Here is a 15,883-nt window from a genome sequence, read left to right as displayed (position 1 = left end):
TGGCGCTCACCCCAACCTAGGCCAGCGTCGACACCAACCCCGCCACCCAATCGATGAACACCCGCAGCCGCAGTGGCAACTGCCGCTGGCGCAGATACGCCACGTGCAGCGGCATCGGCGGTGGCGGCGTATCGGTCAGCAGGGCCACCAGCTGGCCGCTGGCCAGCGCGTCGCCGAAGCGGTAGCGCGGGAACTGCGCGATGCCCAGGCCGGCTTCGCAGCAGGCGGCGTAGGCGTCGGAGCCGTTGACGGTGATCATCGAAGGCAGGGTCACCTCGCGCAGGCTGCGCCCCACCATGAATTCCAGCGGCACCGCGCGGCGCGTGTTCGGCGAGGCCCAGTTCACCGCCAGGTGGCCCTTGTGCAGGTCGGCCAGGCTGGCCGGCATGCCGTGGCGCCGCACGTAGTCGGCGCTGGCCATGGTCACCTGCTGCATCGTGGCGATGCGGCGCGCCACCAGTTCGGAATCGGGCAGCTCGCCCGAACGCACCACGCAATCCACGCCTTCGCGCACCAGGTCGACGTAGCGGTCGCTGGTGCCCATCTCCAGTTCCACCTGCGGATAGCGCTTGAAGAAATCCGGCAGCGCCGGCGCGATCAGGTGCCGCGCCAGCGTGGCCGGCATGTCCACGCGCAGCCGCCCCTTGGGCTGAGTGGCGGCGTCGCGGAAGCCGGCTTCCACTTCGTCCACGTCGGCCAGCAGGCGCACGCAATGGCCGTAGTAGGTCTCGCCGTCGCGGGTGGGGCTGACGCTGCGCGTGGTCCGCTGCAGCAGGTGCGCGCCCAGCCGCGCCTCCAGCCGCTTGATGGTGTGGGTGAGCGTGGCGCGCGGCAGGTTCAGGTCGTCGGCGGCGCGGGTGAAGCTGCCCAGCTCGACGATGCGGGCGAACACGCGCATGGCTTGCAGCTGGTCCATGGCCGGGGCGTCCTATTGTTGATATGAATGAAACAGACCTGGCGATTATTGAGCATTTATCCATCAACGATGCAAGCGCAGCATGTGCCCACCTTTTCTCCCACCTGAAAGAGAGCGCTGCGATGCAAACACGACTGCTTGGCCGCAATGGCCCCAAGGTTTCCGCCCTCGGCCTGGGCTGCATGGGCATGAGCGAGTTCTACGGCGCGCGCGACGACGCCGAGTCCATCGCCACCATCCACCACGCGCTGGACCGCGGCCTCACCCTGCTCGACACCGCCGACGTCTATGGCCCGCATACCAACGAGGAACTGGTCGGCAAGGCCATCCGCAGCCGCCGCGAAAAGGTGTTCCTGGCCACCAAGTTCGGCATCGTGCGCGACCCGGCCAATCCGCAGATGCGTGGCGTCAACGGCCGGCCGGAATACGTGCGCGAGTCCGTCGACGGCAGCCTCAAGCGCCTGGGCGTCGAACAGATCGACCTGTACTACCAGCACCGGCTGGATCCGCGCACGCCGATCGAGGACACCGTCGGCGCCATGGCCGAGCTGGTGCAGGCCGGCAAGGTGCGCTACCTGGGCCTGAGCGAGGTTTCGGCCGAAACGCTGGAACGCGCGCACAAGGTGCACCCCATCGCGGCGGTGCAGAGTGAGTTCTCGCTGTGGACGCGCGACCCGCAGGAAAACGGCGTGCTGGCCATGTGCCGCCAGCTCGGCGTGGCCCTGGTGGCTTACTCGCCGCTGGGCCGCGGCTTCCTCACCGGCGCCTACAAGAGCCCCGAGGACTTCGACGCCGACGACTACCGCCGCAGCAGCCCGCGCTTCCTGGGCGAGAACTTCACCCGCAACCTGCAGCTGGTGGACAAGGTGCAGGAGCTGGCGAAGGACAAGGGCTGCACGCCCGCGCAGCTGGCCCTGGCCTGGGTGCTGGCCCAGGGCGAGGACGTGATCGGCATCCCCGGCACCAAGCGCCGCGACCGCCTGGACGAGAACCTGGGCGCGCTGGATGTGACCCTCAGCGCCGCCGAGCTTGCGGCTATCGACGCGGTCTTCCCGCCCGATGCCGTCGCCGGCCCGCGCTACACGGAAGCGATGCTGAAGTTCCTCAACGCCTGACCGGCACGGCAACACGGCTCATGGCGGGTAAAATGCCCGCCATGAGCACTCCCGAACATTCCCCCCTCGGCAAGACCACCGTCTACGCCGACCGCTACGACCCCTCCCTGCTGTTCCCCATCCCCCGCCAGGCCAAGCGCGACGAGATCGGCGTGAGCGCGCCGCTGCCGTTCCATGGCGTGGATATCTGGAACGCTTACGAACTCTCCTGGCTGGATGCGCGCGGCAAGCCGCGCGTGGCGCTGGCCGAATTCCGCGTGCCGGCGGCCTCGCCGAACATCATCGAATCGAAGTCGTTCAAGCTGTACCTCAACGGCTTTGCGCAGGAACGCATCGATGATGCGCAAGCCCTTGCGGCGACCTTGCGCCGCGACCTGTCCGCCGCGGCCGGCGCCGAGGTGGAAGTACATCTGAGCGAGCCCAGCGCGAGAGCGCATGCGGTGGTGGATCTGGAAGGCGCCTCGATCGATGCGCTGGACCTCGACATCGACGACTACGGCCCTCCCAAGTCCGACTACCTGCATGCCGATGCGGGCGAGGTGGTGGAAGAAGCCCTGGTCTCCGACCTGCTGCGCTCCAACTGCCCCGTCACCGGCCAGCCCGACTGGGGCAGCGTGCAGATCCGCTACCGCGGGCCGCGCATCGACCGCGCGGGCCTGCTGCGCTACCTGGTCTCGTTCCGCAACCACAACGAGTTCCACGAGCAGTGCGTGGAGCGCATCTTCGTGGACGTGAGCCGGCATTGCGCGCCGCAAAGCCTGAGCGTCTATGCGCGCTATACGCGGCGCGGTGGCCTGGACATCAATCCGTTCCGTGCCAGCGTCGCGTCAACGCCCGGCAATCCGCGCGGCGCGCGCCAATAGCATGGCGTGCGGAGGCGGCGCGAAACGTTCGTAAAAAACCTGTCGCGCCGCGTTCGCCGCTAATGGCGGCTTCATCGCGGCGGGCCTAGCTTGGCGCTGCGGGAACGCCATGCGTTTACTCCGTTCATCCATGGATCGACGACCGGAAAGGGGGATTGCCATGCATCGCTTTCAACGCCACGCCGCCGGCGGCTGTTGCCTGATCGCCGCGCTCGCGCTGGGCGCCTGCGGCAAGCACGAAGCAGCACCGCCCGCCGCCGCGCCGGCAGCGGCGGCCAGCGTACCGGCCAAGGCACCCGCCACGGCACCGGCCGCCGTTCCGGACATCACGCTGCCGAAGGCGTCCTCCGCATCCACCGCCAAGGCCGCCGTCCCGGCGGCGCCGGTGGACCGGACCTTCCGCGTGGCCAGCGTCACCATCGGCGACGATGTCTCGCCGGACCATCGCGTCACCGAAGCGAAGACGCGTTTTGCGCCGGGCGCGAAGACCATCTATGCCGCGGTGGAAACGCAAGGGCTGACCGACAGCGCCACGCTGAGCGCGACGTGGAGCTATCTGGAAGGAAGCTCGCGGCAGATCGTCAGCACCAGCCAGTCGATCGCCACCGACGGGCCGGCGGTAACCACGTTCGAGGTGCGCAATCCGAACCAGTGGCCGCTGGGGAAGTACCAGGTGGTGATTGCGGTGGATGGGAAGGTGGTGTCGACGCAGGATTTCGAAGTCGCAAAAACCTGAGCCTTGAAGCCGGCGTAGGTTGGGGTGAGCCGCAGGCGAACCCCAACATCGCGGCCCCGGACGCTGCGCACCGTTGGGGTTCGCCTGCGGCTCACCCCAACCTACGAGGTCGTCAGACCTTGTAGTACTCGCGATACCACGCCACAAACGCCGCGATGCCCTGCTCCACCGAGACCTTCGGCCGATAACCCACGGCCTCCACCAGGCTCGATACATCTGCCTCGGTCTCCGGCACGTCGCCGGCCTGCAGTGGCAGCATTTCCATCGTGGCCTTGCGCCCCAGGCACTCCTCCAGCACCTCGATATAGCGCAGCAGCTCCACCGGATGCTCGTTGCCGATGTTGTAGAGGCGGTACGGCGCCACGCCGCTGGTCGCCGGGTCCGGATGCATGGCATCCCAGGCCGGATCCTTGCCCGGCACCGTATCCAGCGCGCGCACCACGCCTTCGACGATGTCGTCGATGTAGGTGAAGCTGCGCTTGTGCCGGCCTTCGTTGAACACGCGGATCGGCTCGCCCGCGAGGATGGCCTTGGTAAACAGGAACAGCGCCATGTCCGGCCGGCCCCACGGGCCGTACACGGTGAAGAAGCGCAAGCCGGTGGCGGGCACGCCGTACAGATGCGCATAACTGTGTGCCATCTGCTCGTTCGCCTTCTTCGTCGCCGCGTACAGCGTCAACGGATGCTCGGCCGGGCGATGCTCGGAAAACGGCAGGTCGCGATTGGCGCCATACACCGAACTGGTGGAAGCAAACACCAGATGCTGCACGCCATGCTGGCGGCAACCCTCCAGCACGTGCAGGAAACCGGTGACGTTGCTGCTCACGTACACATGCGGATTGGTCGCCGCATACCGCACGCCGGCCTGCGCTGCCAGATTCACCACGCGCTCGGGCTTGTGCGTTGCGAACGCCTTCTCGATCGCCGCGCGGTCGGCCAGGTCCGCATGCACATGCGTGTAGCCCGGATAGGCCTGCACCCGCGCCAGCCGCGCCCGCTTCAAACCCACGTCGTAGTAATCGTTGAGGTTGTCCACACCAATCACTTCATCGCCGCGCGCCAGCAGCTTGCGCGCCACGTGCGAACCGACGAAACCGGCCGTGCCGGTCACCAGCACTTTCATCACAACCTCCCGTCCACCGCTTCGCGCGGCAGCACGTATTTCACGTCGTAGACCACCGACTCCGGCTTGCCGAACGCACGGATGCCCGCGGCGCCCAGCGCCTTGAACTGGCGATGGCCCACGGCAACGATCACTGCATCGTAGTGGCCTTGCACCGGCTCGCCGATCGTCGCCAGGCCGTATTCGTGTTCGCATTCGGCTGCATCTACCCACGGATCGTGCACGTCGACCTGCGCGTTGTAGCTGCGCAGCGCCTGCACGATGTCGATCACGCGGGTATTGCGCAGGTCCGGGCAGTTCTCCTTGAAGGCCAGGCCCAGCACCAGCACCTTGGCGCGCACCGGGTTGATGCCCTTGCGCACCATCAGGCGCACCACCTCGCCGGCCACGTAAGGACCCATGCCGTCGTTGGTGCGGCGGCCCGCGAGAATCACGTCGGGGTGATGGCCGACCTCCTGCGCCTTGTGCGTCAGGTAGTACGGATCGACGCTGATGCAGTGGCCACCGACCAGGCCGGGACGGAACGGCAGGAAATTCCACTTCGTCCCCGCCGCTTCGAGCACTTCCAGCGTGTCGATCCCGAGCTTGTTGAACAACATCGCCAGATCGTTCACCAGTGCGATATTGAGGTCGCGCTGGGTGTTCTCGATCACCTTCGCCGCCTCGGCCACCTTGATGCTGCTGGCCTTGTGCGTGCCGGCGGTGATGATGCTGGAGTACAGCGCATCGACGTAGCCGGCTGCTTCCGGCGTGGAGCCGGAGGTCACTTTCAGAATGCTGGTGACGCGATGCTGCTTGTCGCCCGGATTGATGCGCTCGGGGCTATAGCCGGCGAAGAAGTCCTGGTTGAACTTCAGGCCCGAGCCGGCTTCCAGCAGCGGCACGCACACTTCTTCGGTGCAGCCTGGGTAGACCGTGGACTCGTACACCACCACATCGCCGCGCTTGAGCACCGTCGCCAGCATCTGGCTGGCCCGGGTCAGCGGGCCCAGGTCCGGCCGCTTGGCGGCGTCGATCGGCGTGGGCACCGTCACGATGTAGACGTTGCGGTCGCGCAGATCCTCCAGCGCATCGCTGTAGCGCAGGCGCGTTGACGAACCCAGCTCCTGTGCATCGACTTCCAGCGTCGAATCCTTGCCGGCGCGCAGTTCCTCCACCCGCGCCGCGCGGATATCGAAGCCCACCGTGTCGTACGTCTTGCCGAATTCCACGGCCAGCGGCAGGCCGACATAGCCCAGGCCGACGATGGCGATCCGGGCCTCTTCCAGGTTCCGCATGCAGGGCGCCTTCCACAAAGAACGGCCTTGGCGGCCGCAACGACACAGGCTAACAGGAGCGGAGCGTATCGCGGCTGTGACGGCCGGCCGGCGGGTCGCTTTCGGCCGAGCCGCGGCCCGCCTTAAGTGACATCGACACGCCCCCGGGCCGCGCCTAACCTGCGTTTCCGCCTACGCTTTCCAGGAGCGAAAGGCGAGTAACGAGGGCACAAGCCTGTGCGCGTACGTCCCCTGTCACGCGCGGCTAGGCTCTGTCGGTGAACCGGCCGGGCGTGTACGTGACGGCGCCCTCGCTACTCGCCTTTCGCTCCTGGCTTGGCTATCGGTGGAAAGCCATAGGCCAGGCATAGCCGGCACGAGGTAGAGGATTTCCCCGCGCGCCCGCGCAGAATCGGCGCCGAAGCTCACGCGAAGGTCCATCACGCAAGGGGAGGTGGACATCATGCGCACCACGCCGGTAGCACTTATCGAATTCCTCGGCCTGGCGCCCGCCGGCCGCGAAGCCGCCGCGCCGAAACGCCGCCCGCCGGGCGCCCTCGATTACCAGCTGCCGGGCCGCGACTGGGCCGCGCTGTTCGACGGCATCGCCTGCCTGGGCGCCCTGCGGCCCATCGTGTTCCTGCACCTGGCTGCCGTAGCCGACGCCGAGCCCGAAGCCGAAGCGGTCATCTGGCACCGCATCCACTGAAGCCTCCGCGCCCTGCCGGAAGCCACCCCGACCCCTGGCATACAAGCTGCTTTAGCGGTTTTTCCATCACACGCCGCGCAAAAAGCCGGGCTATGATGCCGGGGACCGTCCGCGTGGAGGCTCCATCGGTGCCGCACGGACCCAGGGTCGGGGGACATCGCAACGCTCCATGTTTCGCGCCGGCGCCGCGCGGCGGCTTTCCCGTTCCCTGCGCCCAGGTCGTGTCAGTTGTTCGCTCAAGCCGATAAAAAGCGGTCTCCATAAATGATGGCGCCGTACGCGGGCCATCGCACAAGCTGAAGAACGGATCACAGGGGGAGTACATGTCCGACATCATCGAGTTCCTGGAGCGCATGGGCGAAGACGCCCGCCTGCGCGATGCGCCCGCCGCCGAGCTGGAACTGGCCCTGGCCGGGGCGCGCCTGGAACCTGCGCACCAAGCGGTTCTGCTGGCCCGCGACAGCGCCGGCCTGCAGGCCCTGCTGGGCCTGGGTGCGCTGATGGCCGTGCAGTTGCCGGCCGAAGAGGAAGAAGAAGAACAGGAAGACGAAGGCGAGGGCGACGAACCGTCGCCGGCCGAAGACAGCCTGCGGCGCGAGGCCGCCGTCGCGTGAACGGGCGCTCCGGCATGCGGCGCCTTTACGGGTTCCTCCTTGCCGGGGCTTGCCTGCTGTGCCCACTGGCCGCGTCCGCCGCGGAAGCCGGCGCGGCCGACGCTCCGCCCGCCCTGCTGGACGTGGCCGACAGCATCAAGACGTCCGACCACGGCACCTTCGCCAAGCTGCTGCTGCAGATGGAGCCGGAGGCTTCGAAGCTGTCGCCGCAGCAGCAATGGCATCTGCGCTACCTGAAAGCCTGGGACGTGGCCTACTACGGCGACTACGAGCGCGCCGGCCCGCTGCTGGACGAAGTGATCGCGCAGGATGTCGACCCCACCCTGCGCTTCCGCGCCACCGCCACCTCGATCAACATCCTCGGCATCGGCCACCGCTACGAAGAAGCCTTCACCCGGCTGGACAAGCTCACCAGCCAGCTGCCGCAGATCACCGACAAGCGCGCCCGCCTGCAAGGCCTGGGCGAAGCTGCGCAATTGCTGGTCGCGGCCGGCCAGTACGATCTCGCCGCGCAGTACGCGGACGAGATGCTGAAGAACCTGCCGCCCGGCGAAGGCCCCTGCAAAGGCCTGTTCTTCAAGGCCGAGTCGGCCTACCGCAGCGAGAAGCCGAACGCGCGCGAGCAGCTGGACCAGGCCATCGACCGCTGCGTCTCCGTCGGCGAAACCGTCTACGCCAACACGCTGCGCGCCGAACTGGCCGTGGCCGACCTCGAACGCGGCGAAGCCACCCAGGCCATCGCCGTGCTCACGCGCAACTACGCCGACGTGCAGCACGACGGCTACCAGACCCTGATCGCGCAGTTCGACGCGGCCCTGGCCAAGGCGCACCTGAGCCTGGGCAACCTGGCCGAAGCGCGCAAGCACGCGCTGGCCGCGGTGCAGAACAGCATCAAGGGCGAATACACCGCGCCGCTGGGCATGGCCTACCAGGTGCTGTACCGGGTGGCGCGCAAGCAGGGCGACCTTGCTGCGGCGCTGGCCTATCTCGAGCAGTACATGGCAGCCGACAAGGGCTATCTCGACGACGTCTCCGCCAAGGCGCTGGCCTACCAGGTGGTGAAGCAGCAGGTGCTGTCTGGCCGGCTGCAGCTGGACACGCTCAACAAGCAGAACCAGATCCTGCAGCTGCAGCAGGCGCTGGACCGCAAGGCGGTGGAAGCCAGCCGCCTGTACATCGTGCTGCTGCTGATGGCGCTGGGCTTCATCACGCTGTGGATCTACCGCCTCAAGCGCTCGCAGCTGCGCTTCATGTGGCTGTCTCGGCTGGACAGCCTCACCGGCATCTGCAACCGCAAGCATTTCATCGAAGAAGCCGAAATGGCCCTGCAGGCGGCGGCGAAGACGCGCCAGCCGGCCGCGCTGTTGATCCTGGACCTGGATCATTTCAAGTCGATCAACGACACCTTCGGCCACGCCGTGGGCGACCACACGCTCAAGCACATCGTGGAAGCCTGCCGCCCGCTGCTCAGCTCGCGCGAAGTGTTCGGCCGCCTGGGCGGCGAGGAATTCGCCGTGCTGCTGCCGGACTGCACGCCCGAGCAGGCCCTGGCCCGCGCCGAACAAGTGCGCGCGGCGATCGGCGCGCTGTCGCCGCTGGAAAGCGGCGAACTCTCCGTCTCCGCCAGCCTGGGCGTGGCCGACACGCACAGCGCCGGCTACGACGTCAGCGAACTGCTGGTGCGCGCCGACCATGCGCTGTACCGCGCCAAGAGCGAAGGACGCAACCGGGTGGTGGCCACGTGGATGGGTGCGGCGGCAACGCGTGTGGTGGCGGGTGCGTCGGCGAGCGTTTAGCACGCTGCGTTGAGAGGCTCCCGCCGACGCTTGCCGGCGAAGCTCAGTGCTTCACGTGATAGCGCGTACTGCGGCCGCCGCCCGGCAGGCGCTCCAGGTAGCCCTTCTCGACCAGGTCGGCCAGATGGCGCGTGGCGGTGGCCTTGGACACCTTGGCTACGGCCTGGTACTTCGATGCGCTGATGCCCTGCTCGAAGCCGCGCTCGCCGCCATCGAGCAGGCGATTGAGCACCTTGATCTGTTCCGGCAACAGGCCCTGGTACGAGTGCTGCAGCCAGAAGCGCGCCTTGTCCAGCACACGGTCGATGCGCTGCAGAGCCTCGTTCAAGCTGTGCTGCAAGGTGGCGAGAAACCATCGCAGCCACGGCGTGACGTCCAGCGTGGCCTTCTGGCTGGTTTCGAGCACGTGGTAGTAGCCGGCGCGGTCGGCCAGGATGCTGGCCGACATAGTGTAGAAGCGGATCGCCTGATGTTCGGCCTGCGCCAGGGCCAGGTCGGTGATGGCACGGGTCAGGCGGCCGTTGCCGTCGTCGAACGGATGCAGGGTGACGAACCAGAAGTGCGCCAGCCCGGCGCGCAGCAGGGGATCGAGCGCGGCGTCGCCGTGGCTGCTGTTGAACCAGGCCAGGAAGGCATCGAGTTGCACCTCCAGACCGGCGCGAGGCGGCGCTTCGAAATGCACGGTGGGGCGGTCGAGGCGGCCGGACACCACCTGCATCGGCTCGTTGCCGCGCAGACTGCCGACGCGGATGGGCCGTGCGAGCAGCGAATCCTGCTGCGCGAACAGCCAGGCATGCCAGTCGAACAGGCGCTGCGCGGTCAATGGCTCTCCGTAGCGCTGCGTCGCGTCGAGCATCAGTTCGGCCAGGCCTTCGCTGCGCGGGTTGGTGGCCGCCCTCTCGTCCTGCGCCACGCCCAGCCGCCGCGCCAGCGAGGAGCGAACGGAGGCCACGTTGAGGCGCTCACCCTCGATCGCCGAGGACGTGATGATGTTCTGCAGCAGGGTGTCGAGCTCCCCTTCGACCTGTTCGTCACCCGCGATCGCACCGGCCATGCCGAGCAGGCGGCCCTGCAGCTGCTGGCAGGAGCGCAGCAGGGGCGCCAGCGTCTTGGCATGCCAGCGGAAGGTGGGCCAATCCGGCTGTTGCCAGATCCAGCGGGGGTGATCCATGCGGCGGACTCCCAAGGGGGTGAGCCGATTACGCGACTTATTCGGCTCACGGAATGAGCCGATTATGGTCGATATTCGGCTCACGCGCCAACGGGCACCCATGGCCACGGCACATGCGGCGCGACGGTATCGCGCTGTTCTTCAATCAAGGAAATGGCGCGCCCGGAGGGATTCGAACCCCCGACCAATGGCTTCGGAAGCCACTACTCTATCCGGCTGAGCTACGGGCGCGTGGTGCGGCGAGGCCGCCGGCGGCCTGTCGGACGGCGGCGGAGCGCGGAGTATAGCGGCTTGGGGCCATGCGTGCGACGAGGGCCGCCGATAACGAAAAGGCCCGCCTTGCGGCGGGCCTTTCGCGGCGTGAGCCCGATGGATCGCTCAGCGCGCCTTGAGCAGCTCCGAGAGCTGGTCCGGCTTGCCTTCGACGCGCTCCAGGTGCGGGTACTTCAGGCCATCGTGATAGTCGATGCGCAGGGTCTGGTACTGGTCGAAGTTCTTCACCAGCAGCTCGACCGGCTTGCTCTTGTCCTTGGCCGAAGCGGTGACCGCGTCCTTGATGGCGTCGCTGGAGAATTCCTTGCCGTCGACCGCCACGATCTTCATGCCCGGCGACAGGCCGGCCTTGAAGGCGGGGCCGTCCCACAGCACGTCCATGATGTCGCCGCCCTTGCCCAGCGACACGCCCAGCGAATACACCAGGTTGGCGCCGCCGAAGCGGGCCTCGGCCGCCTTCACCACCGGCGAGGGCTTGTCGTTGTAGACCAGCTTCCAGCCGTGCGCCTCGATGCCGCCGATCAGCGGACCGTGGCCGTCAAGGCGCTCGCGCAGGTAGCTGGCCCAGTCGAACGGCTGGATGTCGTTGAGCGTCTTCACCACATCCTCGAAGGTGTAGGTGTTGACCGCCCACTCGCCATTGTTCATGCCGAAGAAGGCCTTGCCGAAATCGTCGATCGACTTCTTGTTGCCCGACAGCGAACGCAGCTTGCCGTCCACTTCCAGCCAGATCATCTGGCCGCCGGAGTAATAGTCCTCGCTCATCTGGTAGTTGCGGTAAGGCAACGGCCGGCGCTGGGCGATGATCGGATCGTTGGTGGTGTCCTGGATGTTGCGCCACTGCTGCAGGCCCGGGCGGCCCTTGTCGTAGTTGGCGGCGACGTTGGCGAGCATGTCGCGCGCCTCTTCCGGCTTCCACAGGCCCGAGCGCGCGGCCATCACATAGCCCCAGAACTGGGTCTGGCCTTCGTACACCCACAGCAGGCTGTCCTGCATCGGCACGTTGAAGTTCGGCGTGGACAGATCCGCGCCGCGGCGGTACTTGCCGTCCCAGGAGTGGTTGAACTCGTGCGGCAGCAGGTCGCGCGCCAGCACGTTCTTGTCCCACTCGGTGAAGTAGCCGGGGCCCACGCCGTTCTCGCTGGAGCGGTGGTGCTCCAGGCCGTTGCCGCTCATCTTGTCGCTGAGCGAGAACAGGAAGTCGTAGTGGTTGTAGTGGTGCGCGCCGTACATCTTGTACATCTGCTGCACCAGGTTCTGGTGCGCCTTCAGCTGTTCCGGCTTGATTTCCAGGTACTTCGGGTCATCGGCCACGATGTTGAGGAACACCGGCGTCTTGGCACCCGGGTCCAGGTCCACGCGCTTGAAGTACTTGCCAGCGTAGATCGGCGAATCGACCAGGTCGTCGAACTTGATCGGCTTGAAGGTCACCGTGTCGCCGTCGCGCGAAGCCTGCTCCAGCGCGCTGCCGAACTGCCAGCCGGCCGGGAACTTCACGCTGGCCTCGGCCTGGATGCGGGCGGCGACATAGCCGGCCGGATACAGCGTGACCGTATTCCACTGCACGTTGAGCATTTCCGGCGTCATCACCACGCGGCCCTGGCGGGTGTCCTGCGGGGAGAGGAACTGGAAGTCCACGTCCACGCTGCTGGCGCCCTGCGGCACGTCGACGTGGAAGGCGTAGACGTTGAGCGGATCGCGCGTCCACTTCAGTTCCTTGCCGTTGGCCGACACCTTCAGGCCCGCGAGTTTGTCGATCGGGCCGGACGGCGAGTGGTTGCCCGGCAGCCACTGCGGGTACAGCAGAGTCAGCGGACCGGGCTGCGCCGGCACCGATTCGTGCACGCGGAAGATGCGGCGGGCGATGTCGGTGGCATCCACGCTCACCTTGAGCGTGCCGTTGAACGGCACGTCCTGCGGCGCCGGGACGTCGGCATGGACGGCGAAACCGCACAGGCCGAAGCCCGCGGCGAGGATAGCGGAAGCGAGGCGCGAAGCTTTCAAAACAGTCTCCTGGTGGCAGACGCGCAACGCCCTGGGCGGACGTTGAACGAAACATGACTGTCCGATGCTAGACCGCGGCGGCGTGCCGCACCCCCTGCCAGAGGTCATGCGGCAGGCTGAACCATGCCTTGCTTCAAATCCCGCCGGGGGTTTGGAAATGTAAAAACGCCCTTATCCTTCGTGGCCCGCGCTACCCCACGCGGACCGCAGCGACGATTTCCCCCTCAGATCGCGCCGCGGAAAACCCCAAAAAGAAAAATGGAGTTCTCCATGAACAAGCTTCTGCTCTCGGCCGTGCTGGCCGCTGCTGCCCTGTCCCCGTTCGCTGCCCAGGCCGATGACGCCGCCGCCAGCAGCAACCAGCTCAACAACTTCTTCGTGACCGGCAACCTCGGTCAGAGCAACTACCGCGTGGGCGGCCTGTCCGACAAGTCGGACGTGTTCCAGAGCGTTCGCTTCGGCTGGCGCTGGAACAACATCGTCGGCGCCGAAGTCGGCTACACCTCGCTGGGCCAGGCCAAGCAGTACATCGGCCCGGTCACCGTCGGCTTCCAGCCGAAGGCCGTGATCCTCGGCGTGAACGCCAAGTACGGCTTCTACGGCAACTGGTTCGTCACCGGCCACGGCGGCTACCTGCGTTCGCGCACCACGGCCGAGACCACCTACGGCAACCTGCACGCCAGCGAGAAGAGCTGGAACAACGGCTGGTACGCCGGCGTGGGCGTGGGCTACAACGTGACCGACAACGTCGCGCTGGCGCTCAACTACGACAACTACCGCGTGAAGTACGGCCGCGCCGGCGCCAGCCAGTCGCAGGCCAACGTCAACGTGGCGGCCTACTCGGCTTCGATCGAGTACCGCTTCTAAGCGCAGCTTTTCGCGCAAGCAACAAAAAAAAGGGCGCCCCAGCGGGCGCCCTTTTTCTTTTCATCAGGCAGCGGCTTATTTCAGCGGCGCGGCAATCTGCCCCAGCCGATCCGCGCCGGTGGCGCGGGTCAGGTGCGGATAACGCAGCCCATCGCGGTAGTCGATCGACACGGTCTGGAAGAACTCGTTGTTCTTCACCAGCAGCTGGATCGGCGTGCCCTTGTCCTTGGCTGCCTTGATCGCGTCCTTCAGCCCGTCGGCCGAGTAATCGCGCCCGTTCACCGCCACCAGCTTCAGCCCCGGCACAAGGCCCGCCTTGAACGCCGGCCCGCCCCACTGCACGTCGGTCACCTTGCCTTCGCGGTTGAGCGCCAGGCCCATGCCGTAGAGCAGGTTGACCGAATGGCGCACGCTCTCCATCGCCTTCTGCATGGACGAGGGCTGGTCGTTGTATTCCAGCTTCCAGCCCGCCTGCTCCACGCCCTGTTCCGGCAGCTTGTCGCCGGTGTAGTCCAGGCGCTCGTGCAGGAACTTGGCCCAGTCGTAGGGCTGCACCTTGTTCAAGGTGGCCACCACGTCGTCGAAGGTGTAGGTGAGCGGCACCTGGCTGCCGTCCTGCACGCCGTGGAAGGCACGCACGAAATCGTCCAGCGAACGCTTGCCGCCGCTGAGCTCGCGGATGCGGCTGTCCGCCTCCAGCCACAGCAGGGTGCCTTCCGGATAGTAGTCGACGCCGCGCATGCGGTTGGCCCAGCGCGAACCCTGCGAGGAAGTGAGCTGCACCGCATCGGCGGTGTCCTGCAACGAACGCCACTCGCGGCCGGTGCGATTGACCATCGCCGCCTGCGTCTCGGCGATCCAGTCGCGGTACTGCTCCGCCGTCCACATGCCCGAGCGCGCGGTCAGCACCTCGCCGTAGTAATTGGTGAGGCCTTCATAGACCCACAGCAGATCGCCCTGCATCGGCACGTTGTAGTTCGGCGTCCACAGGTCGTGCGGGCGGCGGAACTTGCCGTTCCACGAATGCACGAACTCGTGCGGCAGCACGAAGGCCGCCGCCAGGTACATGTTGTCGTCGGTCAGGAAGGCCGGCGGCAACCGGTCATCGCTGGACTGCTGGTGTTCCAGGCCGAACGAGCCGTTGTGATCGGACAGCGTCAGCAGAAAATCGTAATGCGCGTAATGCCGCGCCCCGAACAGCTTCACCGCCTGCACCGCCAGCGCCTTGTGCTGCGCTTCTTGTTTGTCGCTGAGCTTCAGATTGCCCGGATCGTCGGCGACGATGTCCAGGTACACCGGCCCCTTGGCATCCGTGCTCAGCTGCACGCGCTTGAAGTATTCGCCCGCCACCAGCGGCGAATCCACCAGCTTCTCCAGGCTCACCGGCTTGAACGCCACCTGCGCGCCGCTCTGCTCGCTCACTTCCAGCGCGCTGGCGAACTTCCAGTCGCGCGGCAGGGTCACCGTGGGCTGCACCTCGATGCGGCTGGCGTAATAACCGGCCGGATAGAACAGCACCTGATTGAATTCGATATCCACCAGCTTCGGCGTGGCCGAACCGGTCGCGCCATACAAGCCGCCGCCCTCTTCCCCCGGCGCCAGAAACTGGAAATCCAGCTGCAGGCTGCTGGTGCCTTCGGGCACGTCCAGGTTCAACGAGAACATGTCGCGCAGATCGCGCCGCCACGGCAACTGCTTGCCGTTGGCCGTAATCACCAGGCCACTGACGTTGTTGATCGGCCCCGACGGAATGTGCTCGCCCGGAATCCACTTCGGGTAATACAAGGTGAGCGGCCCCGGCTTGACCGGAATGGTCTGCGCGACCCGGTAGATGCGCTTAGGCGCATCGGTGACATCCACCTTGAGCGTCAAGGTCCCCGGATAAGCCTGATCCACCGGATCCACCGCCTGCGCCCGCGCCAACGGCACCGCCCCCAAAGCCAACGCAACCGACCACCCCAGCAACGTCCTGGCGAACATACGGCATCTCCCCTTCGGTGAGTGATGCCCCCGGATGCTAGGCCGATGCGACCGCCACACCGCATGCCAGAGGTCATGTGAAAAGTGACCTCACACGCCCCGCTCCGCCCGCCCCCTCACCCTGCCCTCTCCCCGGAGGGGAGAGGGGTGAAAGAGTGAGGCAAGCAGGAACAAAGAGCCAAAGCTGGCCCCGTTCCTTGAACATCCTCTCGGCCACGGCACGTTGAAGCGCGCGTTACGTAAACGCACTGTGGCTTCGTGTCGACTCTGGTTAATCCGTTGCCGCGGCCGTCACTGCTCGTTCTAGTCGCGTCGCGAGCCTTGGCTCTCAGGCCATTTCTTTTGGGTTACTTTTTCTTTGGGCCAGCAAAGAAAAAGTGACTCGGGCGCCGGCAGGCGTCCGAAATGCCCGCTGCATAAGCGGCCCATTCGCGTCACCGCGAAAACCAAGCGAGACAGT

At 66.6% G+C, this 15,883-nt stretch carries 13 protein-coding genes and 1 tRNA gene; 7 read left to right on the top strand and 7 right to left on the bottom strand.

All coding sequences use genetic code 11. From position 1 onward, the window contains the following. Nucleotides 1-16: 16 nt before the first annotated feature. On the bottom strand, nt 17-916 hold the full coding sequence (locus KK141_RS13435; protein WP_214570025.1) for a LysR family transcriptional regulator: 900 nt from the start codon (nt 914-916) through the stop codon (nt 17-19). Between the two features lie 122 nt (nt 917-1,038). Between KK141_RS13435 and KK141_RS13430 the strand changes: the two genes are divergently transcribed. From KK141_RS13430 to KK141_RS13420, 3 genes are all read left to right on the top strand, one after another. Continuing rightward, nucleotides 1,039-2,031, top strand: a complete 993-nt coding sequence (locus KK141_RS13430; protein ID WP_214570026.1) for an aldo/keto reductase — start codon at nt 1,039-1,041, stop codon at nt 2,029-2,031. Nucleotides 2,032-2,072: 41 nt separating this feature from the next. Further along, nucleotides 2,073-2,894 carry an NADPH-dependent 7-cyano-7-deazaguanine reductase QueF gene (gene queF, locus KK141_RS13425; RefSeq protein WP_214570027.1) on the top strand — a complete coding sequence of 274 codons (822 nt, stop codon included), beginning with the start codon at nt 2,073-2,075 and terminating at the stop codon, nt 2,892-2,894. A 160-nt stretch (nt 2,895-3,054) separates the two neighbouring features. Beyond that, nucleotides 3,055-3,630, top strand: a complete 576-nt coding sequence (locus KK141_RS13420) for a hypothetical protein (protein WP_214570028.1) — start codon at nt 3,055-3,057, stop codon at nt 3,628-3,630. A 112-nt stretch (nt 3,631-3,742) separates the two neighbouring features. On the opposite strand, the gene KK141_RS13415 is transcribed toward KK141_RS13420, so the two are convergent. Both KK141_RS13415 and tviB read right to left on the bottom strand, forming a co-directional pair. After that, complete coding sequence (locus tag KK141_RS13415) at nt 3,743-4,753, bottom strand: NAD-dependent epimerase (RefSeq protein WP_214570029.1); 1,011 nt, start codon at nt 4,751-4,753, stop codon at nt 3,743-3,745. After that, nucleotides 4,753-6,030, bottom strand: a complete 1,278-nt coding sequence (tviB, locus tag KK141_RS13410) for a Vi polysaccharide biosynthesis UDP-N-acetylglucosamine C-6 dehydrogenase TviB (RefSeq protein WP_214570030.1) — start codon at nt 6,028-6,030, stop codon at nt 4,753-4,755. The genes KK141_RS13415 and tviB overlap by 1 nt, the downstream gene beginning before the upstream one ends. A 442-nt stretch (nt 6,031-6,472) precedes the next feature. Between tviB and KK141_RS13405 the strand changes: the two genes are divergently transcribed. The 3 genes from KK141_RS13405 to KK141_RS13395 all read left to right on the top strand — a co-directional run bounded on the left by KK141_RS13405 (nt 6,473) and on the right by KK141_RS13395 (nt 9,128). Next, nucleotides 6,473-6,718 (top strand): hypothetical protein, encoded by a 246-nt coding sequence (locus tag KK141_RS13405; protein WP_214570031.1) that lies wholly within the window; start codon nt 6,473-6,475, stop codon nt 6,716-6,718. Nucleotides 6,719-7,041: 323 nt separating this feature from the next. Continuing rightward, entirely contained in the window at nt 7,042-7,332 is a 291-nt protein-coding gene (locus KK141_RS13400) for a hypothetical protein (RefSeq protein ID WP_214570032.1), read from the top strand. A 14-nt stretch (nt 7,333-7,346) separates the two neighbouring features. Continuing rightward, nucleotides 7,347-9,128, top strand: coding sequence for a GGDEF domain-containing protein (locus KK141_RS13395; RefSeq protein WP_214570033.1), 1,782 nt, complete (start codon nt 7,347-7,349; stop codon nt 9,126-9,128). Between the two features lie 43 nt (nt 9,129-9,171). Here the strand turns inward: KK141_RS13395 and KK141_RS13390 are convergent, their stop codons facing one another. The 3 genes from KK141_RS13390 to KK141_RS13380 all read right to left on the bottom strand — a co-directional run bounded on the left by KK141_RS13390 (nt 9,172) and on the right by KK141_RS13380 (nt 12,576). Then, complete coding sequence (locus tag KK141_RS13390) at nt 9,172-10,299, bottom strand: Fic family protein (RefSeq protein WP_214570034.1); 1,128 nt, start codon at nt 10,297-10,299, stop codon at nt 9,172-9,174. Between the two features lie 154 nt (nt 10,300-10,453). Next, nucleotides 10,454-10,530 (bottom strand) — tRNA-Arg (locus tag KK141_RS13385). Between the two features lie 147 nt (nt 10,531-10,677). Beyond that, nucleotides 10,678-12,576, bottom strand: a complete 1,899-nt coding sequence (locus KK141_RS13380) for a M61 family peptidase (RefSeq protein ID WP_214570035.1) — start codon at nt 12,574-12,576, stop codon at nt 10,678-10,680. Between the two features lie 270 nt (nt 12,577-12,846). Here KK141_RS13380 and KK141_RS13375 point away from each other — a divergent pair, with 270 nt between their 5' ends. After that, the gene (locus KK141_RS13375) at nt 12,847-13,443 is read left to right on the top strand and encodes an outer membrane beta-barrel protein (RefSeq protein WP_214570036.1); all 597 of its coding nucleotides are present in this window, start codon (nt 12,847-12,849) and stop codon (nt 13,441-13,443) included. 75 nt (nt 13,444-13,518) lie between these two features. Here the strand turns inward: KK141_RS13375 and KK141_RS13370 are convergent, their stop codons facing one another. Further along, nucleotides 13,519-15,423, bottom strand: a complete 1,905-nt coding sequence (locus KK141_RS13370; protein WP_214570037.1) for a M61 family peptidase — start codon at nt 15,421-15,423, stop codon at nt 13,519-13,521. Nucleotides 15,424-15,883 lie beyond the last annotated feature (460 nt).

The sequence above is a fragment of the Dyella sp. LX-66 genome (genome assembly GCF_018599165.1).
In the GTDB taxonomy this organism is placed as follows: domain Bacteria; phylum Pseudomonadota; class Gammaproteobacteria; order Xanthomonadales; family Rhodanobacteraceae; genus Dyella_D; species Dyella_D marensis.
The sequence above is the reverse complement of the archived record's forward strand: the minus strand, read 5'-3'. Positions and strand labels throughout refer to the sequence as shown.

Bases quoted from the DNA above. Each gene is read 5' to 3' on its own strand.
- KK141_RS13435 (WP_214570025.1), bottom strand. From the start codon at position 916: ATGGACCAGCTGCAAGCCATGCGCGTGTTCGCCCGCATCGTCGAGCTG.
- KK141_RS13430 (WP_214570026.1), top strand. From the start codon at position 1,039: ATGCAAACACGACTGCTTGGCCGCAATGGCCCCAAGGTTTCCGCCCTC.
- queF (WP_214570027.1), top strand. From the start codon at position 2,073: ATGAGCACTCCCGAACATTCCCCCCTCGGCAAGACCACCGTCTACGCC.
- KK141_RS13420 (WP_214570028.1), top strand. From the start codon at position 3,055: ATGCATCGCTTTCAACGCCACGCCGCCGGCGGCTGTTGCCTGATCGCC.
- KK141_RS13415 (WP_214570029.1), bottom strand. From the start codon at position 4,753: ATGAAAGTGCTGGTGACCGGCACGGCCGGTTTCGTCGGTTCGCACGTG.
- tviB (WP_214570030.1), bottom strand. From the start codon at position 6,030: ATGCGGAACCTGGAAGAGGCCCGGATCGCCATCGTCGGCCTGGGCTAT.
- KK141_RS13405 (WP_214570031.1), top strand. From the start codon at position 6,473: ATGCGCACCACGCCGGTAGCACTTATCGAATTCCTCGGCCTGGCGCCC.
- KK141_RS13400 (WP_214570032.1), top strand. From the start codon at position 7,042: ATGTCCGACATCATCGAGTTCCTGGAGCGCATGGGCGAAGACGCCCGC.
- KK141_RS13395 (WP_214570033.1), top strand. From the start codon at position 7,347: ATGCGGCGCCTTTACGGGTTCCTCCTTGCCGGGGCTTGCCTGCTGTGC.
- KK141_RS13390 (WP_214570034.1), bottom strand. From the start codon at position 10,299: ATGGATCACCCCCGCTGGATCTGGCAACAGCCGGATTGGCCCACCTTC.
- KK141_RS13375 (WP_214570036.1), top strand. From the start codon at position 12,847: ATGAACAAGCTTCTGCTCTCGGCCGTGCTGGCCGCTGCTGCCCTGTCC.
- KK141_RS13370 (WP_214570037.1), bottom strand. From the start codon at position 15,423: ATGTTCGCCAGGACGTTGCTGGGGTGGTCGGTTGCGTTGGCTTTGGGG.